Origin of the sequence: Sphingobium sp. DN12 (assembly GCF_051058005.1) — a bacterium.
In the GTDB taxonomy this organism is placed as follows: Bacteria; Pseudomonadota; Alphaproteobacteria; order Sphingomonadales; family Sphingomonadaceae; genus Sphingobium; species Sphingobium yanoikuyae.
The window spans coordinates 232529-253587 of the sequence record NZ_CP173719.1; the positions used below are offsets into that span (position 1 = coordinate 232529).

11 protein-coding genes and 8 pseudogenes are annotated in these 21059 nt (G+C 62.7%); 12 read left to right on the plus strand and 7 right to left on the minus strand.

What is annotated here, in order from left to right:
• The first annotated feature begins 46 nt into the window (after positions 1-46).
• Together ACI6S0_RS26315 and ACI6S0_RS26320 are read left to right on the plus strand one after the other, a co-directional pair.
• On the plus strand, positions 47-2404 hold the full coding sequence (locus ACI6S0_RS26315) for a heavy metal translocating P-type ATPase (protein ID WP_434406013.1): 2358 nt from the start codon (positions 47-49) through the stop codon (positions 2402-2404).
• Complete coding sequence (locus ACI6S0_RS26320) at positions 2401-2817, plus strand: MerR family transcriptional regulator (protein ID WP_230188858.1); 417 nt, start codon at positions 2401-2403, stop codon at positions 2815-2817. Before ACI6S0_RS26315 ends, ACI6S0_RS26320 begins: the two co-directional genes overlap by 4 nt.
• A 241-nt stretch (positions 2818-3058) precedes the next feature.
• Here the strand turns inward: ACI6S0_RS26320 and ACI6S0_RS26325 are convergent.
• Positions 3059-4133, minus strand: a pseudogene (locus tag ACI6S0_RS26325) (IS110 family transposase).
• Between the two features lie 738 nt (positions 4134-4871).
• Between ACI6S0_RS26325 and ACI6S0_RS26330 the strand changes: the two are divergent.
• Positions 4872-5027, plus strand: a pseudogene (locus ACI6S0_RS26330) (recombinase family protein); the annotation flags it as partial.
• A gap of 63 nt (positions 5028-5090) precedes the next feature.
• A pseudogene (locus ACI6S0_RS26335) lies at positions 5091-5896 on the plus strand (transposase); the annotation flags it as partial.
• A gap of 213 nt (positions 5897-6109) precedes the next feature.
• On the opposite strand, the pseudogene ACI6S0_RS26340 reads toward ACI6S0_RS26335, so the two are convergent.
• Positions 6110-7403 (minus strand): annotated as a pseudogene (locus ACI6S0_RS26340) (IS110 family transposase).
• A 153-nt stretch (positions 7404-7556) separates the two neighbouring features.
• Between ACI6S0_RS26340 and ACI6S0_RS26345 the strand changes: the two are divergent.
• From ACI6S0_RS26345 to ACI6S0_RS26360, 4 pseudogenes are all read left to right on the plus strand, one after another.
• Positions 7557-7904, plus strand: a pseudogene (locus tag ACI6S0_RS26345) (integrase core domain-containing protein); the annotation flags it as partial.
• Positions 7905-7920: 16 nt separating this feature from the next.
• Positions 7921-8364, plus strand: a pseudogene (locus ACI6S0_RS26350) (recombinase family protein); the annotation flags it as partial.
• 4 nt (positions 8365-8368) lie between these two features.
• Positions 8369-9100, plus strand: a pseudogene (locus ACI6S0_RS26355) (DUF4158 domain-containing protein); the annotation flags it as partial.
• A gap of 347 nt (positions 9101-9447) precedes the next feature.
• Positions 9448-9645 (plus strand): annotated as a pseudogene (locus ACI6S0_RS26360) (hypothetical protein); the annotation flags it as partial.
• 68 nt (positions 9646-9713) lie between these two features.
• Here the strand turns inward: ACI6S0_RS26360 and ACI6S0_RS26365 are convergent.
• The 5 genes from ACI6S0_RS26365 to ACI6S0_RS26385 form a co-directional block, all read right to left on the minus strand.
• On the minus strand, positions 9714-10184 hold the full coding sequence (locus ACI6S0_RS26365; protein ID WP_017503287.1) for a MerR family transcriptional regulator: 471 nt from the start codon (positions 10182-10184) through the stop codon (positions 9714-9716).
• Positions 10185-10265: 81 nt separating this feature from the next.
• Complete coding sequence (locus tag ACI6S0_RS26370) at positions 10266-11942, minus strand: long-chain-fatty-acid--CoA ligase (protein WP_017503286.1); 1677 nt, start codon at positions 11940-11942, stop codon at positions 10266-10268.
• A complete protein-coding gene (locus tag ACI6S0_RS26375) occupies positions 11942-13249 on the minus strand; it encodes an OmpP1/FadL family transporter (protein WP_036526777.1) in 1308 nt (435 codons plus the stop codon). Before ACI6S0_RS26375 ends, ACI6S0_RS26370 begins: the two co-directional genes overlap by 1 nt.
• Positions 13250-13281: 32 nt before the next feature.
• On the minus strand, positions 13282-13686 hold the full coding sequence (locus ACI6S0_RS26380; protein ID WP_026109759.1) for a DUF2147 domain-containing protein: 405 nt from the start codon (positions 13684-13686) through the stop codon (positions 13282-13284).
• A gap of 211 nt (positions 13687-13897) precedes the next feature.
• Positions 13898-14542 (minus strand): DUF3422 family protein, encoded by a 645-nt coding sequence (locus ACI6S0_RS26385; protein WP_099233883.1) that lies wholly within the window; start codon positions 14540-14542, stop codon positions 13898-13900.
• Positions 14543-14824: 282 nt separating this feature from the next.
• Between ACI6S0_RS26385 and ACI6S0_RS26390 the strand changes: the two genes are divergently transcribed.
• The 4 genes from ACI6S0_RS26390 to ACI6S0_RS26405 are packed head-to-tail and all read left to right on the plus strand — an operon-like array spanning position 14825 to position 21050.
• Entirely contained in the window at positions 14825-15961 is a 1137-nt protein-coding gene (locus ACI6S0_RS26390) for a thiolase family protein (RefSeq protein WP_004206969.1), read from the plus strand.
• The gene (locus tag ACI6S0_RS26395; protein ID WP_161734707.1) at positions 15958-18309 is read left to right on the plus strand and encodes a 3-hydroxyacyl-CoA dehydrogenase/enoyl-CoA hydratase family protein; all 2352 of its coding nucleotides are present in this window, start codon (positions 15958-15960) and stop codon (positions 18307-18309) included. The genes ACI6S0_RS26390 and ACI6S0_RS26395 overlap by 4 nt, the downstream gene beginning before the upstream one ends.
• A 45-nt stretch (positions 18310-18354) precedes the next feature.
• Positions 18355-20145, plus strand: a complete 1791-nt coding sequence (locus ACI6S0_RS26400; protein WP_025290592.1) for an acyl-CoA dehydrogenase C-terminal domain-containing protein — start codon at positions 18355-18357, stop codon at positions 20143-20145.
• Entirely contained in the window at positions 20142-21050 is a 909-nt protein-coding gene (locus tag ACI6S0_RS26405; protein WP_025290593.1) for an NAD(P)H-dependent flavin oxidoreductase, read from the plus strand. The genes ACI6S0_RS26400 and ACI6S0_RS26405 overlap by 4 nt, the downstream gene beginning before the upstream one ends.
• The last annotated feature ends 9 nt before the right edge of the window (positions 21051-21059 follow it).

Sequence of the window (21059 nt, forward strand, 5' to 3'; positions counted from 1 at the left end):
CACGGTGTCAGACCCTAGATCGTCATGCGTCGAAAGGAGCAAGGCGATGAACGAGACACATGGAGCGGCGCATGGCGGCGGTTGCTGCGGCGGCCACAGCGCCGCGAAAGCGGCGACCGGCGTCAAGGACCCGGTCTGCGGCATGACCGTCGACCCGGCGACCACGGCGCATCACGCCGAGCATGGCGGTGAACGCTATCATTTCTGTAGCGCGGGCTGCCGGACCAAATTCATCGCCGATCCCGAGCGCTATCTCGGCCCGCCAGCGCCGCCGGTCGCGGCGCCCGAAGGCACGATCTGGACCTGCCCGATGCATCCAGAGATCCGGCAGGACCATCCCGGATCCTGTCCGATCTGCGGCATGGCGCTCGAGCCCGCGACCGTGACTGCCGACAGCGGCCCCAGCCATGAGCTGGTCGATTTCACACGGCGCTTCCGGGTCGGCCTGATGCTGGCCCTCCCGGTGCTGATCCTCGAGATGGGCGCGCATCTCTTTCCCGCGATCCATCGCCTCGTGCCGATGTCGATCTCGGTATGGATCCAGTTCGTGCTGGCGACACCCGTCGTGCTCTGGGCGGGCTGGCCCTTCTTCGAGCGTGGCTGGGCCTCGCTCAAGACCCGCAACCTCAACATGTTCACCCTGATCGCGATGGGGTCCGGGGTCGCCTGGATCTACAGCGTCGTCGCGACGCTCGCGCCCCAGCTGTTCCCGCCCGCCTTCCGCGGAGAGGACGGCATGGTTGCCGTCTATTTCGAGGCGGCCGCGGTGATCACTGTCCTCGTGCTGCTCGGCCAGATGCTCGAACTGCGCGCGCGCGAGCGGACCTCGGGCGCGATCAAGGCGCTGCTTAACCTTGCTCCAAAGACCGCGCGCCGGATCGGTTCCGATGGCAGTGAAGAGGAAATCAGCCTCGATCTCGTTGCGGTCGGCGACCGCCTGCGTGTGCGTCCCGGCGAGAAGGTGCCGGTCGATGGCGTGGTCGAGGACGGCCGTTCCTCGCTCGACGAGTCGATGGTCACCGGTGAGTCCATGCCCGTCACCAAGGCCAAGGCCGACACGGTGATCGGCGGCACGCTCAACCAGACCGGCGCGCTCGTTATCGTCGCCGACAAGGTTGGCCGGGACACCATGCTGGCGCGCATCGTCCAGATGGTCGCCGAGGCGCAGCGCTCGCGCGCGCCGATCCAGCGCATGGCCGATCAGGTGTCGGGCTGGTTCGTGCCCGTGGTCATCGCGGTCGCGGTGGTCGCGTTCATCGCCTGGGGCATCTGGGGCCCCGAGCCGCGCTTCGCCTACGGGCTGGTTGCGGCGGTCGCCGTGCTGATCATCGCCTGTCCCTGCGCACTGGGTCTCGCCACGCCGATGTCGATCATGGTCGGGGTTGGCCGCGGCGCCGGGCTCGGCGTCCTCATCAAGAATGCCGAAGCGCTCGAGCATATGGAAAAAGTCGACACGCTCGTCGTCGACAAGACCGGCACGCTGACCGAAGGCCGGCCTGCCGTCACCCAGATCGTGCCGGCGCCCGGCTTCGACGAAGCCGAACTGCTGCGGCTTGCCGCCTCGGTCGAGCGGGCCTCCGAGCATCCGCTCGCGCTGGCGATCGTCGAGGCCGCCAAGGATCGCGGCATCCCCACGAGCGACGTCACCGACTTCGATTCCCCCACCGGACGCGGCGCGCTCGGCACCGTCGACGGCCGCCGGATCGTGCTCGGTAATGCGCGGTTCCTCTCGGAAGAGGGCATAGCAACCGACGCGCTGGCGGAGCAGGCCGACGCCCTGCGCCGGGATGGCGCCACCGCGATCTTCATCGGCGTCGACGGCACCGTCGGCGGCGCCTTTGCAATCGCCGATCCCGTGAAGCAGACGACGCCGGAGGCCCTGGCCGCACTCAAGGCCGAAGGCATTCGCGTGGTGATGTTGACCGGCGACAACCGCACCACAGCAGAGGCGGTGGCAAGGCGGCTCGGCATTGACGATGTCGAAGCCGAGGTACTGCCCGACCAGAAGAGTGCCGTCGTCGCGCGGTTGAAGAGCGAGGGGCGCGTGGTGGCGATGGCCGGCGACGGGGTCAACGACGCCCCCGCACTGGCTGCCGCCGATGTCGGCATCGCAATGGGATCGGGCACCGACGTCGCGATCGAGAGCGCGGGCGTGACGCTGCTCAAGGGCGATCTCATGGGCATTGTGCGGGCACGGCGGCTGAGCCAGGCGACCATGTCCAACATCCGCCAGAACCTGGTCTTCGCCTTCATCTACAATGTCGCCGGGGTGCCGGTGGCGGCGGGCGCGCTCTATCCGCTGTTCGGCATCCTGCTCTCGCCGATCATCGCGGCCGCCGCCATGGCGCTCTCCTCGGTCAGCGTGGTCACCAACGCGCTGCGCCTCAACCGGAAAGCGCTGTGAACATCGGGGAGGCGTCGAAGCAAAGCGGGGTCTCGGAGCGGATGATCCGCCATTATGAGAAGATCGGCCTCATCCCGGCGCCGCCACGCCGGGGTGCGGGCTATCGCGACTATGGCGCGCGCGATCTCCATCGCCTGCGGCTCATCGCAAATGCCCGCGATCTCGGTTTCCCGATCGAGGAGATCCGCACGCTGTTGGGCCTTTGGGCAGATATTGGACGGGCAAGTTCGGAGGTGAAGACCCTCGCATTGGCTCGGGCTGAAGAGCTTCAACGCAAGGCCGAAGCCTTGACCAGTTTGCGCAACACGGGGGCGTCACATAAAACGGGCACAGATATACGCTCTCATGACTGCCATCCGAGACGCTGGCCGAGTTTACTCCTTCGCTGGCCTCGAGACCAGCGGTCGCATTGACCTTGGCGGGTGTGCCGCGGGCGCCTGATCGACGACGATTGATCATGCTCTCATCCGCGGGTTGATTACCGCACTACCCGTATCCGTCGCTGGGCCTATCCTCCGTCTAAGTTCGGGCGTCGGACGAACCTGCCCCACCGTACACCGTGGATTGCCCATCACAGTCGGGTGCCCGCGGCACGCCGGCCAAGGCTATGCAGTTGGTGCGCTGGCGCCTCCTCTCGTTAATGTCGTGGGCGGATCAGCCGGCTATCGCCGGCGACACCCGACGGGCGATGTCCCAGGCATAGCCGACCAGTTCACGCGCGATCGCGGTGGTCACCTTGGGCTGAGGCTTGCCCGTGGCCGCCAGGCGACGGTAGCGCTGGCACAGGCGAACCTGCGCTTTCCACCCGATCGCCTGGATGTCCTCGGACAAGTCGATGACCCGCTCACGGTAGCGTCGTTCCTCGCGAGCGGGCAGTCGATACGACCAGCCCGCCTCAATCAGCATGGTTCGTGCCTGCGCGTTGCCCGCGCGGGTGATCCGGCCCCGTTTGGTCCGAGCGCCGCTGGAGTGCTCGGACGGCACCAAGCCGACATACGCCATCAGTTGCTTGGGATTGTCGAAGCGGGTGAGATCGCCTACTTCAGCGACCAGCGTCGCAGCGCTGACCAGCCTGATACCGCGCAGGACCTGTAGATTGCGGACCAGCGGCGCAAAACACCATGCGTCCACCGCTTCAGTCAGCGCCGCTTCTAAGCGCCCAACCCGTGCCTGCGCCTCCAGCACCCGCTTCTGCATTTCCTCGAATGCCAGCTGTTGGTGGGGAAAATCGAACCGCTGCTCGGACAACCACCGCCAGTACATTTTCGTCCAGGCCGCCTTGCCGCCGAAACGACGATCATGACGCAACAGGAAGCTGCGCACTGTCTGCTTGGCTCCGATGGCATCATCTTGCGCGCTGCGTCGCGCGCGGATGAGATCGCGTACCGCCTCGTGCGCTTCGTCCGGTATCCAGATTGCGGTGAGTTCGCCAGCGCGTAGCAGCCGCGCCAGGGTCATCGCGTCACGCCGGTCCGTCTTTACATGGTCACCCGGGCGCCGCGGCATCATCGAGGGGGCGATGACGATGCAATTCTGTCCCAGCTTCGTAGCAGACGTTCAACGTCACGCCCGGTCCAGTCAGCCGCTTGACCAGCTTCCTGATCGCATCGTCCTCGTTGGCGACCGTGCCGACGAAACGCACCTCGCCTCCGCGTTCCCCATCGGCAACCGCGACCGCAATGGTTTCCTTATGAACGTCCAGACCAACGTATTTCACCGTCTCCGTCATGACTCGTCTCCGCTGCTGACAAATCCATCATCAGCATCTCAGATTCGAGCCTCCGAGGCTCTGGCAGTCATGGGGTCTAAGGCCTGAGGGCGTCGGAAAACACCTGATTTTCGGTGCTGACTGCCCTGCAGTGGACGTGGTCGGTCGATATTATGAGGCTAACCATCGCTCGCTGTTGGGCGACGTCGCACATTTTCTGCATATTGAATTTTGATTATCGGGAGAACCATATGAGGTGTCTTGCCACAAGCAGCGCGGTGAGCGCCGCTCTGCTTCTTTTCAATCAGTCGGCACAGGCTCAATATGCGCCCGTCGATCCAATGCCGATGGGGCAAACGGCGACCAGTACGATGGCGAATAAACTGTCTGGCGACATCGCCAACGGGAACTCGCGGTCCAATTCGGTATCGGCCCGATGTCTTGCTGATTCTGGTCCGGGACCGGAGAGGCGCGCGATGGAAGCCGAATATAAGCGCCGGTTAGCTGCAAAGGGAACCGCGAATGCGAATGCATGGCGGGCCGAACATGGTCGCCGCTATCGTGCGGCTCTCGTTGCAGCAGGGAAGTGCAAATAGTTAACCGAGTTTGCCTGCTATTCCGGTAGGCGGCAATCACATGTTTTCCGACAGGGTAGCATCGCAACCAGGCTACGCCTCGACAACCATGGTTGATTTTGCACGACAAACCCTGTCGCTTTGATCTAGTGCGCGACAACATCAATTTCAGGGTTTGTCGCACATGCTCATCGGGTACATGCGTGTCTCATCGGTCGATGACCGTCAGTCGGTTGACCTTCAACGCGATGCCCTCCTCGCCGCAGGTGTCGATGAGCGCCATCTCTATTCCGACAAGGCATCGGGCGCCCGGGATGATCGTCCCGGCCTGAAGGCTTGTGACCTGCCCCCCGAAGGATCCCTCATTCTGATGTAGAGTCTGCCCACGAGAAGGAGCAGACGCATGAGGAAGAGCCGTTTTACCGAGGCGCAGATCATCGGGATGATCAAGGAACAGGAGGCCGGACTTCCGACGGTGGAGGTTTGCCGCAAGCACGGCCTGAGCACGGCGACCTTTTACAAGCTGAAGGCGAAGTACGGTGGCATGGAGGTATCGGACGCCCACCGGTTGCGGCAGTTGGAGGACGAAAACGGCAAGCTGAAGCGGCTCCTGGCCGACAGCATGCTGGACAACGCGATCCTGAAGGACCTGCTGGGAAAAGGCTGACGACGCCGGGCCAGCGGCGCGACGTGGCGCTCGGCGTGATGCGGGACTACCAGGTCTCACAGCGTCGGGCCTGCGTGCTGATTGGCGTCGATCCCAAGACGGTCAGGCGCGAACGCCCGCCGGACCACGGAGCGATCCGCGAAGCCATGCGGGAGATCGCAGGGCAGCGCCGTCGGTTCGGCTATCGCCGGATCGGCGTCATGCTGGAGCGCAAGGGCATGAGCATGAACCACAAGAAGCTCTACCGGCTATATCGGGAAGAAGGCTTGTCTATACGCCGACGACGCGGCCGCAAGCGCGCCCGAGGCAGCCGGACGCCGGTGCCGGGAGCACTTCGTCCTGGTGACCGCTGGTCGATGGACTTTGTCGCCGATACGTTTGGTGCGTCGCGCAAGTTCAGGATTCTGGCGATCAACGATGATTGCTGCCGGGAGAACCTGTGCTTGGCCGCGGACACCAGCATCTCGGGAGCTCGGGTGGCGCGCGAACTGGATGCGCTGGTTCGCCTGCACGGGAAACCTGCTTGCATTGTCAGTGACAACGTCCTGGGTCACGAAGGAAAGCGAGATTTGGTCAACAGATCTCTATGCGCCGGCATTGAGCGGCGAGGCATGCATTCTGAGCCAGATGGCTTCCACCGTCAACGGGATCGCTCCCTGCCATAGCAAACACAGGATCCAGCGGCGCCGAAGCGGCCGTGGTCCTCACCGTCCTTAGAACGAGATACGCACCCAGGTGGAAGGCCCGAACATTATCTACAGGGTCGCTTTCGCGCCCTCACGGCACTTGCAGAGAGGGGTCCTTCCACCTGGCATCCGACCGTTCAAGGAACGGTCGGTACTCTGTCCCCGTCTTGATGACGGCATGGGCAACGCGCGCCATCTTGGCGGTGAGCGCCGTCATCGCCTTGCGGCGACGATCGGCATCATCCGCGTGCCCGGCAGTGTATCGTCCGAGCTTGTCGCGGAAACTGTTGTTGCGCTGACGTGCGGCGACCTGGGCAGCCATCCAAAAGGTCCGCCGCAATCGCGCATTACCGTACTTGGACAGCATCGTGCGGCCTCGGAATGTACCGGACTGCCGGGTCGCAAGATCAAGACCGCAGAACTTCAGGAACTGACGGTGATGGCTGAAGCGGCGTAGATCGCCTGCCTCGGCGAGAATGGTCAACGCATTGATGGGCCCAATGCCGGGGATCATGCGCAGAAGCTGATAATCGCGGTTTTCGGCCAGCATGGCATGCGCCGTTCGCTCGATCTCGTCGCGCTGCCGGATCAGGTTGCGTGCTTGGGCGATCACCATGCGGAACATAGCGATCGAGACGGAATCCTCGTCGACAGGTAGCGCCACGGAGGCGCAGGCGGTCTCGTAGATATCGTTGATCAGCCGGGCTTTGGACACTTTGCGGCCGACCAAGTCCCATGCTTCGCGGGAGAAAGTCTCCTGGCCGAGCACAGTCATGCTGGCTGGAGTCGGGAATCGTTCGAGCAGAGCAAGGAACCAGTCGGATCGGCTGTTGCCAGCGAAGCGTTCAATCTCCGGGAAATAGAGCGGCAGGTAGTGGGTCAGGATGCGATGCCATGTCTGCGTCTTAGCCTTGGAGATCGCCTCGTGCGTTTTCGACATCTCCTGCAGGTCGTTGATCCCGGCGGCGAGCGGATCGACGTATCGCTGGGTGGCGCCAATCCGCAGCATGTGCAGGATCACTTGCGCATCCTTGGAATCGTTCTTGTCCCAGCCATTGTGCAGAGCCTCGCGCGTTCGAGCCAAGGCAACGGACGAGATCAAGCGCAACTCGAAGCCGGCGGACAGCAGGCGATGCGCCAGCGTGCGATGGTAGTTACCAGTAGCCTCGAAGCCGACGATGATCGGACGCCCGATGTCGCTAAGATCCGTGGCCAGGCGATCATAATCTGCCTTTGTCGCCATCACCGTCATGCGACGTCGGGGTCCGCCTTCTGGACGTTCGATCAGGACCTCCTGGCGGTGTTTGGACATATCGATGGCTACCAGCACGGCGTCGGTGGGATTAGAGCTACGCTTGGTCATGGTCGGTCTGTCTCCAAAGGGTTGAGTCGACAACTTCACTTTAGAGACCTGCGGGCCGATCATGACCGCCTTGATGAAGCCTGCGGGCGCTACGCGCCCTTGCCTTCATCAAGGCAGTGCGCCCCTTCGAGGGGCCGCTTCCCAATGTGCTATGGCACTGAATTTACGAGCCGGGCGATCCTGCAATGGGCCAGCCAGAACAAGGTCGAGTGGCATTACATCGATCCCGGTAAGCCCCAGCAGAACGGCTTCATCGAGAGCTTCAACGGCTCATTGCGCGATGAGCTGCTCAACGAGGAGCTGTTCGACAGCTTGGCTGACGCCCGCCGGAAGCTGGCCATCTGGCGCTACGACTACAACCATGTTCGCCCCCACTCATCGTTGGGAAATCGAACGCCTGCACAAGCGCGTCGGACGTTCGTGCAGGACGATAGCATCACGCCCGGCGCGCTTGTGCAGGCGAGCATACCGGAATATTCAACCGCAAGACTCTCGTTATGATCGAGGGACCGCCGGGGGGCAGGTCACTTGCCTCGAATTCCTGAAGGCCGGCGACACCTTGGTCGTTTGGAAACTCGACCGTCTCGGGCGATCATTGACCAATCTTCTGGCGATCATAACCGATCTGAAAAATCGAGGTGTGGCCTTCCGATCGCTAACGGAGCAGATGGACACAAGCACGCCCCATGGTGAATTGCTGTTTTCGCTCTTCGGCGCGCTCGCCCAATATGAACGCGCGCTCACGCGTGAGCGGGTGATGGCAGGCTTGGTCGCAGCTCGACGACGGGGCCGGCGCGGGGGCCGGCCGCCCAGCATTGACGCGGAAACGATCGAGCAGATCACGGCAGCCCTCGATGCCGGCGCAAGCAAGGCGTCGGTGTGCCGATCATTCAAGGTGCCGCGATCGACCCTCATCGGCACGCTCGATCGCATTGGCTGGACGGGACCGGTCAAGGCCTGACCCGATGCCCCGCCGCTCTGTTCTGACCGAGGCGCAACACGCCGAGTTGTTCGCCTTGCCGGAGAGCGAGCCAGATCTGGTGCGATACTGGACGCTCAGTTCCGCAGATCTGCGCGTCTTCACGAGCCGGAGGCGTCCCCACAACCGCCTCGGTTTTGCGCTGCAGCTCTGCGCCTTGCGATATCCTGGCCGATTGCTGAAACCCGGCGAATTCATCCCTGATGCTCCTCTCAGGTTCGTCGGGGATCAGCTCGGCGTCGAGCCGGACGCGCTTGCCGATTATGCCACGCGTGGTCCCACCCGGTATGAGCAACTCGATACGCTGCGCGAGGTATTCGGTTTCCGGCAATTGAGCCGTCCGATCCATGCAGAACTGCAGGCTTGGCTCTTGCCGATCGCACTGACCATGACCGGTGGAATCGATCTCGCGCGGATCCTGATGGAAGAATTCCGCCGCCGGCAGATAATCGTGCCCGGTATCACGTCCCTGGAACGCATGGTGAGCAAAGCTCTGTTAGATGCCGAGCGGAACGTGGGCAACCTGCTGACGGGAAGTCTGACTTCAGTGCAATGCGGCCTGCTGGACTCGCTGCTGCTGCAGCACAATGCAGGCCGCATCAGCATTCTTGCCTGGATCCGCCAACCACCCGGTAGACCGGGACGACGTGCCTTCGCGGAAATTCTCGAGCGATTGTCCACATTGCGGGCAATCGGCTTGGAGCCTGTCCTGCTCATCGCCTGGTTGATGCCGATCGTGACGCTGGGCCTGGCGCTGCTGCTCCTCGGGATCGTCATCGCGCTGGGCCGCACCGCCTGGCCACGCTGGTTCGCAGCGCTGGCCAATCCCGTCTCGCTGGTCGCGATCGGCATGCTGATCGCGCGCATCCTGCCCGAGCCGGCGCACACCTGGCTTGACGGCGCCGCGTTCAACCTCGGCTGGCTCGTTGTCTATGCCGTCTCGACGGCGCTGCTCCGGAATGGTGGCCGTTCGCCGGTCGCATCACGGGACGAAGCAGCATGACCGAAGCTGCGACAGCGACAGGCGACGAACAAGTGGGGGAGGAAGCATCAGGCGCTTTCAGCATGAAGCCACTGATGTTCGAGACCTTCGTCTGCTCGATGGCGATGATGTCGTTCGTGGCGCTCGCGGGCCCCATCGCGCGCGTGCTTGGCCTCGAGCCATGGCAGGTCGGCGGGGCGATGACCGCGTCGGGCATCGCCTGGATGATCATGGCGCGGTTCTGGGGCGGCCTTAGCGATCGGCGCGGCGCTCGTCGCTTGACGGCTTAATTGGATCGGGGGCGCCGCGATCAAGCGTTACCGCTCGGTTAGAGAATGGGATGACCAAATTATCGCTGCAACTTTGCCATCGCTTCCACTTCGATGGTTGTAAGCTCGTCGATTGTCAGGTCGAGCGCAGAGCGCTGCGTCTTCAAGTCGACCAACCTTTCCCGGATGCGGGCAATCAATCGCTCCATTTGCTCCTTATGCTCGGGATCGGCATCGTAGAGATCGAGAAACTCCTTGATTTCCTTGATGGAGAAGCCAAGGCGTTTGCCGCGCAAAATCAGCTGTATGCGTCCGATCTCACGCCTGGAATATGCCCGGGTACTGCCTACCCGTTGAGGGGCGATAAGCCCCTCCTTTTCGTAGAAGCGTAGCGTGCGAAGTGTCAGTCCGAGTTCCTGAGCGACATCCTGGATGCCGTACACTTGTAAATCCGCATCCTTTGCGCGGGTTCTCCCCTTGTGCGTGGGGTTGTCGCGATCCGCGTCCTTAAGCGTTTCATCGTCCTCGGCGAGGTGGAGCGAGTTCCCCATGCCATCCACTCCCTGTCCTCCAATCACGGCTACCCTACCACTCAAGCGCATAAGCCTCGTAGCTTGACAGGGGATAGAGGCTCAGGCGAGCTTTTTGTTCTCCTCCTCGATCAAATCCTTCTTCGAAAGTTTGCCGATCAACGTCTTGGGCAGGCTGTCCCGGAATGCGAAGGCCTTGGGCATCTCGATCTTGCTGAGGCGATCCTGCAAAAAGACCTTGAGTTCATCGACGGTCAGGTTCGATCCCTCGTGCAGCGCGATGAACAACTTGGGAGATTGACCTCTGTAGGCGTCAGGAATCGCGATTGCGATCGCCTCCTTTACCGCCGGGTGCTGGTAGGCCGCATCCTCGATGATCCGGGGATATACATTATATCCGCCACAGAAGATGATGTCCTTGATGCGGTCGACGAGGAAGAGATAGCCATCCTCATCAAAATAGCCGATATCGCCGGTTCGTAGCGCGCCATCGACGAAGACAGCACTGGTTTCTGCAGGGCGCTGCCAATAGCCCTTCATCACCTGAGGGCCGCGGGCGCACACTTCTCCGCGTTCTCCCTGGGGAAGAACCCGCGAGGGATTCTCCGGATCTCGGATCTCGATGATGGTGCCGGGGAAACTTGGGCCGCAGCTATTGTCCTTCACCGTCCCAAACAACGGGTTGCAGGCGATGATCGGGGCGGTTTCGGAGAGCCCATATCCTTCCACGACCCTGGCACGCGTGCGTGCCTCGAACTCCTCGCGTACCTCGAGCGGGAGCGGTGCGCCGCCGGATATACAGGCGCGCACGGCCGAGAGATCGGGTATCTCGTCGTCCGGAAGCGCGTTCAGGGCAACATAGATCGTAGGCACGCCGAAGAACTGTGTCGGCGGCTTGCGCTTCATCGTGTTGAGAACCTGCTTCATCTCAAACCGTGGCAGCAGGACGATTTCGGCGCCGATTTCGACTGAGAAGTTGAGCACCGTCGTGAGTGCGAAGACGTGAAACATGGGCAGGACGCCGAGAGTTCTCTCCTGCTGCGGGCGAAGTCCTCCCACATGCACCACCATCTGGGCGCTGTTCGCCGTGAGGTTGGCGTGGGTCAGCATTGCGCCCTTGGGCACGCCGGTTGTGCCTCCGGTATATTGAAGGACCGCGACATCATCAGGGTGACGTTCTACCGCGTCAGGTTCGGCATCATGGGCGAGAAGCGCCTTGAGCCGGACATGAAGGCCTTCGTCGAGTATCCGCGCGTGGTCTTTTCGCTTGAATAGCGCAAAGCCCAGGCCTTGCAGCCAGGGCAGCATATCCCTCATGCCGCACAACACGATCTTGTCCAGCCCGGCACGTGGCGCGACGGCTTGCACTTTCTCGTGGATTATCCGGACGTCCGGTACCGCCATCATGCGCGTTCCCGAGTCCCGGATCTGATGCTCCAGTTCGCGCTCCGTGTAGAGCGGGTTGAAGTTGACCACGATCGCACCCACGCGCAGCGCCGCGAAGTACAATATCGCGAAATAGGGGCAGTTCGGCAGGCACAGGCCGAACCGATCGCCCTTGCGCAGCCCCTGATCCTGCAATCCACGTGCTGCACGGCGAACGAGTTGCCCCACCTGCGCATAAGTCCAGGTTCGCCCGAGAAAGTCGATGGCGACGCGTTCGGGATAAAGGTTCAACGCATTGTCGAGGAGGTCGGTCAGGAGCCGTGGCGGAATTGCCGGTTCCGGTATCGACGGGAAGGCGCTGATGGCGGGCTGGGGCATGGCGATCTCCAGCATCAGAAGTGGAAACGTCCGCCGAGCGACAGCACGACGGCGTGCGCGTCCTCGAGCTTGCCGTCCATCAGGATCGGCGTCTGCACGGCCGTGCCGGCATAGGCCGCTGTCGTGCGATCAATAGTCGTATCCTTGAACGTAATATACGCTGCGCCCGCATCGAGCGTGAACCGGGAAGACACGGCATAGCTTGTGCCGGCAGCGAAATTCCAACGGTTGCTGTCAGGCACTCGAGCGTCCCGATTGCCGTTGCGCGTCGGGGTCTGGGCGTGTTGAACGCCGGCACGAACGGTCCAGGCTGGTGTGACCGCGTAATCGATGCCGCCTGCGAAGCTCCAAGTGTCCCGGTAATTTTCCGGGATTGAAACGTTGAGCGGCGCGCCGAGCCGGATAGCGTCGAATTTCGACCAACCCATGCGGGTCACCTGACCGTTGAGGGTGACCTTGGGCGACACCGCCACGCGCGCTCCGAAGATCGCCTGCCAGGGGGTCTCGAACGTGGCGTTTGCATTCACTACGCTGTTTTGCCCGGCGAGCGGACCAAGAAGACCGGTCGTCGTCACCGAACCGTCGAGATTATGCTTCACGCTCGACTTGTAGCTGGCGCCCAGTTGCATGGGGCCGGCGCGATATTGCAGCCCGGCCGACCAGCCAAGATCCCAACCATTGCCTTTCAGCTCCTGGTGGCCGTCGGCGAGAAGAGGCGATAGGTTCGGCAGATAGTTGGACAATGATGCGTCGGCATATTCGATATTAAGCGCGGCGCCGATGCTGAGATTTGGCGTAACGAGGTAGGCGATCGATGGCTGGATGTCGTATGTTCGCAGCTTGGTCTTGTCGGCGCTATACCGTGCCCAGCTGTCGGCATCATAATTGGTTGTGAAGCTATAAGGGGAGGCGACGGTCAGCCCCAAAGCGAGCCGTGATGTCAGGCCGACGGCTATCGCGCCGGAGGGTAGTACGCCATTATTGATCGGATCACGAGAGCGTTGGCTCCCGCCTACAGCCGCAGCCGACTGCCCGGGACGGACAATGAGCGTGTTGACATTGTCAACCGACCCTTTGGGAAGGATTACGCTTACGGCCTGGTGGGCATCGACTCCTTCCATGCCTGCGATCGCAGCCGGATTCCACCAGAGGGACTGTACGCCCTGGTCGGCGACCTCGCCCGAAAAGGCTCGTCCGGCACCTCTGGACGATTGTTCCTGAAGGTAAAAGGCCTGCGCGCTCGCGGCTTGCGGCGCGAGCAATCCAGCCGCCACGGCCGATGTTGCGATCCCAACTTTCCAATTTTTGCCTGCCACGCCCATCTCCCCTTTCGTGATTGTCAAATTCCTCGTGCTTATCGGAGGCGCGTCCATGTCTGCGTCTTGCACAGGGGCCAGACGATGCAGCCCTTGAGGCGCAAATGATCCCGATCGGCTAACGTGACCGTCGCGCTGTATGTACCGCCATCCTCAGCGTTGTAGATGGAACCACCCGACCAACTGCCCGACTTCCACGTAAAACCCTGCAGAATCTGCAATCCACGAAGCGGACGACCGCGCAACGCAGCGGTCTTGTTCTTTTCGTCACGTAGTTCGGGGTTGGCTTTGATCCCGTCGGAACTGATCAAGGCACCGCAGATCGATTGCCCGCAGCGGGTGATTTCCACGACGCCATGACGGCTCTCGGTTTGCCAGCGACCGACAACGGTGTCGGCGGGCAATGCAGTGCTCGAAGCCAGTAGTGTCAGAATGATCGACATTGTTCCTCTCCGCGCGCCTTCAGGCGACCGTCTGTTTCACGTCTGGAGCCAATATGCGGCAAATCAGCGTCCCATAACCATCTAGATGACGTATAGGTAAGTCAATAGCTCAATGCGTCATCAAAATGCCTATTAGGTTGTGTGCGAATTGGAGGGGTCAGGCGCTGCTGGCCCCGTCGTCAGGGTTCGGGCGTGTTCGTGTGTGACGCCGTCAAGCTATTGATCTGTGCGTGCCTTCAAGAAAGGAAAGATTGCGATAATTGCCCAGTTCCTGAATGCGCTGGATGGAACGCGACACTTCGCCGTCAGCCGCCCCGTTCGCGGCAACGACCAGGCGCCCGTAGCCGCCGGCGTGAATGCGAAAGTCGCTCCAGATCCGGACGCTATCCCCGATGATGCAGGAGACGAGATGGCCCGGATGGAAGTCGGCCCGATCGACAACCGGCTCGGCGTAGCTATCGTTCGCCACAACGACGATGTGGGTTGCGCGGATGACCAGGCCCGGCAGCGTTTCCATCCACTGCAAGGTATCACTGAAGGGGCCGACGTTGGGAGCAGACCAGAACTGCGCGTCCGCGCTGACCGAGGTTGACGTTAGCGTCGTGGTGACCGCTTCACTGTGCCTTTCCCAGGCCAGCCGCCCGTTGGCGGACCACTCCGTTTCCAGGTGGCGCAGGTTGCGATCGAGTCCAGAGGCACATCGCTGCTCCAGGATCAGCCATTCCTTCTCCCGGTCATTCTCATCGACCAGGCGAACCGTCTGAAATGCCATGGCGGGCAATTCGAGTGCAGGAAAACGGCGCAGATGCATTTCGCCGACGATCTGACGCCGGAGGGGATGCTCAGAAAATCGCATGTGTGCGCCTTCGAAAACAGGTGCAGTGGCGCTTGGGGAGAGGCGCAGCCGTCGATAAGACGGGCGCGAGCATCATCGCCGGGATGAGAGTGCGCGGTTTTTCACTGGCGAGCATCCGTACGTTCCTCGGCCAAGACCTCCGATATCAAGCCTCCCGGGAACCGGTGCATGACGATTCCCTCGACGGCGTGAGAAGGGTGCCAAAGATTTTAGTTGACGTAAACGTCATTTCACGCACCATTAGGTAATCAGATGTCCGATTCCCTGGAGAGGCTATCATCGATGCGTAATGTGGTTGTTGCGGGCTATGCCCGGTCCCCCTTTCACCTGGCAGGCAAGGGCGCGCTGGCGCGCGTCCGCCCTGACGATCTGGCCGCTCAGGTCATTCGCGGACTGATTCAGCAGACCGGCGTGAAGGCCGAAGATATCGAGGATATCGTGCTGGGCTGCGCTTTTCCTGAAGGCGAGCAGGGCTTCAACATCGCGCGCCTTATCGGTCTTCTCGCCGACCTGCCGCTCTCTGTCGGCGGCATGACCGTTAATCGCTTCTGCGGATCGTCGATGAGCTCGGTCCACATCGCTGCGGGCCAGATTCAGCTTGGCGCCGGCGAGGCCTTCATCTGCGCGGGCGTGGAGTCGATGAGCCGCGTGCCGATGATGGGGTTCAATCCGCTGCCGAACCCCGAGCTCGCGAAGAAGAGCGCCGCCTATATGGGCATGGGCGACACGGCGGAGAATGTCGCGACCAAATATCAGATCACCCGTGCCCAGCAGGAAGCCTTTGCGGTCGCCAGTCAGGACAAGGCGGCCGCGGCTATCGCGGCCGGCAAGCTCGAGGCCGAGATCGTGCCGATCACGACCAAGGCGGGCGTGGTCGACAAGGATGGCACGCCGCGTGCCGGCACGACGACGGAAACCCTCGCCGGGCTGAAGCCGGCCTTCAGCCAGGACGGCACGGTAACGGCGGGAACGTCCTCGCCGCTGACCGATGGCGCAAGCGCAATCCTGGTCACGAGCGAGGATTATGCGCGCGCGCATGGACTGCCGATCCTTGCCCGCATCAAGTCGGTTGCTGTCTCTGGCTGCCAGCCGGAGATCATGGGCATCGGACCGGTCGAGGCCTCGCGCAAGGCGCTGCAGCGGGCGGGGCTCAGTGTGGACCAGCTTGACGTTGTCGAGCTCAACGAAGCCTTTGCGAGCCAGTCACTGGCCTGCATCAGCGACCTGGGGCTTGACCAGTCGAAGGTCAATCTGGACGGCGGCGCCATCGCGATAGGCCACCCTCTGGGGGCGACCGGTGCGCGGATCGTGGGCAAGGCCGCGGCTCTGCTGAAGCGCGAAGGCGGCAGCTATGCGCTTGCCACCCAGTGCATCGGCGGCGGTCAGGGCATCGCCACCGTGCTGGAGGCGGCGGAATGAGCGAGCAGGCCATCAAGCCAGTCGGCGCCCCGCCGGAAACCATCAAAAAGGTCTGCGTGATCGGCGCAGGCGTCATGGGCGCCGGCATCGCAGCGCAGGTCGCCAATGCCGGCGTGCCGGTGCTGCTGCTCGATATCGTGCCCAAGGAGGGCGGCGATCGTGACGCCGTGGCGAAGGGTGCGGTCGCGAAGATGCTGAAGACCGATCCGGCGCCCTTCATGTCGAAGGCTGCGGCGAAGCTCGTTGAAACGGGCAATATCGACGACCATCTCGAGCGGGTGGCCGAATGCGACTGGATCGTCGAGGCGATCGTCGAACGGCTCGACATCAAGCAGGCGCTCTACGCCAAGCTCGAGCAGCTCAAGCGTCCGGGCACGGCGGTATCGTCCAATACCTCGACGATTCCGCTTGGCGATCTGGTCGAGGGGCGGGACGATCAGTTCAAACAGGACTTCCTGATCACCCATTTCTTCAATCCGCCGCGCTACATGCGGCTCATCGAAATCGTGACCGGCCCCGACACTGATACGGCTGTGGCGAGGCGCGTCTCGGATTTCGTCGATCGAAAGCTCGGCAAGCGCATCGTGCCGGCGCGGGACACGCCGGGCTTCATCGCCAATCGCATCGGTACCTACTGGCTGGCCGTCGCGATCAATGCCGCGATGGACCAGGGGCTGACGGTGGAGGAAGCCGACCAGATCGGCGGAAAGCCGATGGGCGTGCCCAAGACCGGCATTTTCGGCCTTGTCGATCTCGTTGGCGTCGACCTCATGCCGCTGCTCACGAAGAGCCTGTCCTCGACGCTGCCGGCAGGTGACGCCTATTTCGACACGGTGAGGCCGATGCCGCTCGTCGACAGGATGATCGCGGAAGGCTTTACCGGGCGGAAGGGCAAGGGCGGTTTCTACGCGTTCGACAAGGCGACGAAGACCAAGAAAGCGCTCGATCTCGCGACCGGCGAATATCGCGTATCGGTGAAGCCGGCTTCCTTGCCGGGCCGGGCCGAGAAGGACCTGGCAGCATTGGTTGCTGCGCCCGGCAAGGTCGGGGCCTATGCCTGGGAAATTCTCGGCAAGGTTCTTTCCTATGCCGCGAGTCTGGTCGGTGAAGCTGCGGACAACATCGTCGGCATCGATGACGCGATGAAGCTCGGCTACAACTGGAAGTTCGGGCCGTTCGAACTGATCGATCGCCTCGGGCCGGGCAAGCTCGCCGAACGGCTGGCGGCCGAGGGGCGGGATGTTCCCGCGATCCTCAAGGTAGCCGGAGATCGGCCATTCTACCGGGTGCAGGACGGCCGTCGGCAATATCTCGATGCCGCCGGCGACTATCATGATGTCGTGCGGCCCGAGGGCGTGCTGCTGCTGGAAGACATCAAGCTTCATAGCCAGCCGATCCTCAAAAATGGCTCGGCGGCACTCTGGGATGTCGGCGACGGCGTTGCCTGCCTTGAGTTCACCGGCAAGATGAACGCGCTCGACGGCGATGTGATGAAGCTGATCGGTCAGGCGATCCCGGTCGTGCAGGACAAGTTCAAGGCGCTCGTCGTCTATAATGAGGGCAGCAATTTCTCTGCTGGCGCCAATCTCGGCCTTGCCCTGTTCGCGCTGAACATCGCGGCATGGGGCGAGATCGAAAAGCTCGTCGCGGGCGGGCAGCAGGCCTACAAGGCGCTCAAATATGCGCCGTTCCCGGTCGTGAGCGCGCCGGCCGGCATGGCGTTGGGCGGTGGTTGCGAGATCCTGCTCAACAGTGATGCCGTGCAGGCCCATGCCGAAAGCTATGTGGGTCTGGTCGAGTGCGGCGTGGGCCTGATCCCTGGCTGGGGCGGATGCGGTGAAATGATCGATCGCTGGCGCTCCAGTCCCGGCATGCCCAAGGGGCCGATGCCGGCCGTTGCCAAGGTGTTCGAGACGGTATCGACGGCCACTGTGGCAAAGTCGGCCGCCGAGGCGAAGGAGCATGGCTTCCTGCGTCCGTCGGACGGCATCACGATGAACCGCGACCGCCTGCTGGCGGATGCCAAGGCGAAGGCACTGGAACTGGCGGACGGTTACAAACCGCCCGTGGCTCCGGAATTCCGCTTGCCTGGCGCGGGAGGCAAGTCCGCTCTTTCGATGGCTGTCGAAGGCTTCCAGGCCCGTGGCCTCGCAACCTCCTACGATGGTGTCGTGTCCGGCGCGCTCGCCGACGTCCTGACGGGCGGCGAGAAGGATCTGATCGACATCGTGACCGAAGAGGATCTGCTGGCGCTCGAGCGCAAGGCCTTCATGCAACTGGTGCGCGACCCGCGGACCCAGGCGCGCGTCGAGCAGATGCTCGTCACCGGCAAGCCGCTGCGTAACTGATTGGCGGCCGGCGGCCCGAGGGCCGACTGGTCAGGAGATATAAATATGCAAGTCTATGACGCCCCGTTGCGCGATATGCGCTTCGTGCTCAACGAACTCCATGCCGATGACGGCTTCGGGGACATTCCCGCGCTGGCGGAGTTCACGCCGGATCTGACCGATGCCATCCTCGAGGAGGCGGCGCGCTTCTGTCGCGACGTGCTCTTGCCGATCAATCGGTCGGGCGACGAGGAAGGATGCCATCTGGAAAACGGCGTTGTGCGGACGCCGGCGGGGTTCGCGCAAGCCTATAAGCAATTCGCCGAAGGTGGCTGGACCGCGCTCGCATCCGATCCAGAATGGGGTGGGCAAGGGCTGCCGGAAGCGGTCAACAAGCTGGTCGAAGAGATGATCTGCTCGTCCAACCTTTCCTTCGGCCTCTATCCGGGCCTCACCCATGGTGCGACCACTGCGATCGAGGGCCATGGGAGCGACGCGCTCAAGCAGGCCTACCTGCCCAAGATGGTAAGCGGTCAATGGTCCGGCACGATGTGCCTGACCGAGCCTCATTGCGGTACCGATCTCGGGCTCCTGCGCAGCCGCGCGGTCCCGCAGGGCGATGGCAGCTACAAGGTCACCGGCTCCAAGATCTTCATCTCCGCCGGTGAGCATGACCTGACCGAGAATATCATCCATCTCGTGCTCGCCCGCCTGCCCGACGCCCCCAAGGGCGTAAAGGGCATCAGCCTGTTCCTCGTTCCCAAATATCTTCCCAAGGAGGACGGCACTCCCGGTCAATCGAACGGCGTCGCCTGCGCCGCGATCGAGCACAAGATGGGTCTCAAGGCGTCGGCGACCTGCCAGATGAACTTCGACGATTCGACCGGTTGGCTGGTCGGCGAGCCGGGCAAGGGCATGGCCGCCATGTTCACGATGATGAACACTGAGCGCGTCTCTGTCGGCATTCAGGGCCTCGGTGTCGGTGAAGCCGCGTATCAGGCGGCCGCCTGGTATGCGAAGGACCGTATTCAGGGCCGGGCGCTCTCGGGCCCCAAATATCCCGAACAGGCTGCCGATCCGATCATCGTCCATCCCGATGTTCGCCGCATGTTGATGACGATGCGGGCCTATAATGAGGGGTGCCGGGCGCTCTCGGCCTGGGTCTCGCGCGCGCTGGACGCGGAAAAACATTCTCCCGAACCCGAAGTGCGCCAGCGTGCGAGTGACTTCATCGCGCTCATGACCCCCGTCGTCAAAGCGCTCTTCACCGACCTTGCGTTCGACAGTGCGAACCTCGCTGTCCAATGCTATGGCGGCCACGGCTACATCCGCGAAAGCGGCGTCGAGCAATATGCCCGTGATGCCCGGATCACCATGATCTATGAGGGGACGAACGGCGTTCAGGCGCTCGATCTCGTCGGCCGCAAGCTCGGCGCCCATATGGGCCGCTATCTGCGCAGCTTCTTCCATCCGGTGTCGGCTTTCATCGAGGAAAACAACGTCGACGGACCGATGAAGCCGATGGTCGAGGCGCTCGCCAAGGCGTTCGGGGCGCTGCAGCTTTCGACGGCCACGGTCGCGCAGCGGGCACTCAAGGATCCCGAAGAGGCGGGCGCGGCGTCGGCGGACTATCTGCGTCTGATGGGCCTGGTGGCCATGGGCTATTGCTTTGCCAAGGCGACCAAGATTGCAGGCTTGCAGCTCTTCTTCGGCAGCGAGGACAAGCGCTTCTACGATGCCAAGATCAAGACGGCGACGTTCTTCTTCGAGCGCATCCTGCCGCAGGCGACGGCCAGCTTCCTGGCGATCAAGGCGGGCAAGAAGTCGCTGATGGCGCTGGAAGACGACGTGTTTTGACGCTTCCGGCAAGCCTCGAAAAGCGGCTGGCCATTCCAGCCATCGTTGCGCCGATGTTCCTTGTGTCGGGACCGGACCTTGTCGTCAGTTGCTGCGAGGCGGGACTGCTTGGCACGTTCCCGGCGCTCAATCAGCGGACCAGCGAAGGTTTCGGTGAATGGCTGGATGAAATCGAGGAGCGGCTGGCTCCCATGCCGGGAGCGGCGCCCTTCGGCGTCAACCTCATCGTCCATAAGAGCAATCCGAGGCTCGACGCCGATCTGGAACTGATCGTTCGGCACCATGTGCCATTGGTCATCACCTCGCTCGGCGCCGTCGCGGATCTTGTCCAGGTGGTTCAGGGCTATGGCGGGCTGGTCTTTCACGACGTGACGAACGTGCGTCATGCGGAAAAGGCGCTCGAAGCTGGCGTCGACGGTCTGATCGCGGTCGCTGCCGGCGCGGGGGGACATGCCGGCACGATGAGCCCGTTCGCACTGGTTGACGAGATACGGCGCTTCTTCCAGGGGCCGCTGGCGCTTTCCGGCGCCATCACGCGCGGCCACCAGATCGCGGCCGCGCAGATGATGGGGGCCGATCTTGCCTATATCGGATCCCACTTCATCGCGTCGGAAGAGAGTCTCGCCTCGCCGGCACAGAAAGACATGGTGATCGGGGCCGGACCAGCGGATATCGTCTATACGGACCGGGTCACCGGCGTCGGGGCCAATTTTCTCCGGCCCTCGCTGGAAGCCGCGACTCTCCCTGAGCCACATGGCGCGCTTTCGGTTTCGGAGGAGGCCAAGGCCTGGAAGACGATCTGGTCGGCAGGCCACGGTGTCGGCGCTACCACTGCCGTCCAACCGGCCCGATCCATCTGTGAGAGACTCATTGCCGAATATCAGGCGGCATTACAATCAGAGTAGGATTGATCC

What these genes read in the sequence shown, in the direction of transcription:
- ACI6S0_RS26315 (WP_434406013.1), top strand. Translation starts at nt 47, where the DNA reads ATGAACGAGACACATGGAGCGGCGCATGGCGGCGGTTGCTGCGGCGGC.
- ACI6S0_RS26365 (WP_017503287.1), bottom strand. Translation starts at nt 10,184, where the DNA reads ATGGGGAACTCGCTCCACCTCGCCGAGGACGATGAAACGCTTAAGGAC.
- ACI6S0_RS26370 (WP_017503286.1), bottom strand. Translation starts at nt 11,942, where the DNA reads ATGCTGGAGATCGCCATGCCCCAGCCCGCCATCAGCGCCTTCCCGTCG.
- ACI6S0_RS26375 (WP_036526777.1), bottom strand. Translation starts at nt 13,249, where the DNA reads ATGGGCGTGGCAGGCAAAAATTGGAAAGTTGGGATCGCAACATCGGCC.
- ACI6S0_RS26380 (WP_026109759.1), bottom strand. Translation starts at nt 13,686, where the DNA reads ATGTCGATCATTCTGACACTACTGGCTTCGAGCACTGCATTGCCCGCC.
- ACI6S0_RS26385 (WP_099233883.1), bottom strand. Translation starts at nt 14,542, where the DNA reads ATGCGATTTTCTGAGCATCCCCTCCGGCGTCAGATCGTCGGCGAAATG.
- ACI6S0_RS26390 (WP_004206969.1), top strand. Translation starts at nt 14,825, where the DNA reads ATGCGTAATGTGGTTGTTGCGGGCTATGCCCGGTCCCCCTTTCACCTG.
- ACI6S0_RS26395 (WP_161734707.1), top strand. Translation starts at nt 15,958, where the DNA reads ATGAGCGAGCAGGCCATCAAGCCAGTCGGCGCCCCGCCGGAAACCATC.
- ACI6S0_RS26400 (WP_025290592.1), top strand. Translation starts at nt 18,355, where the DNA reads ATGCAAGTCTATGACGCCCCGTTGCGCGATATGCGCTTCGTGCTCAAC.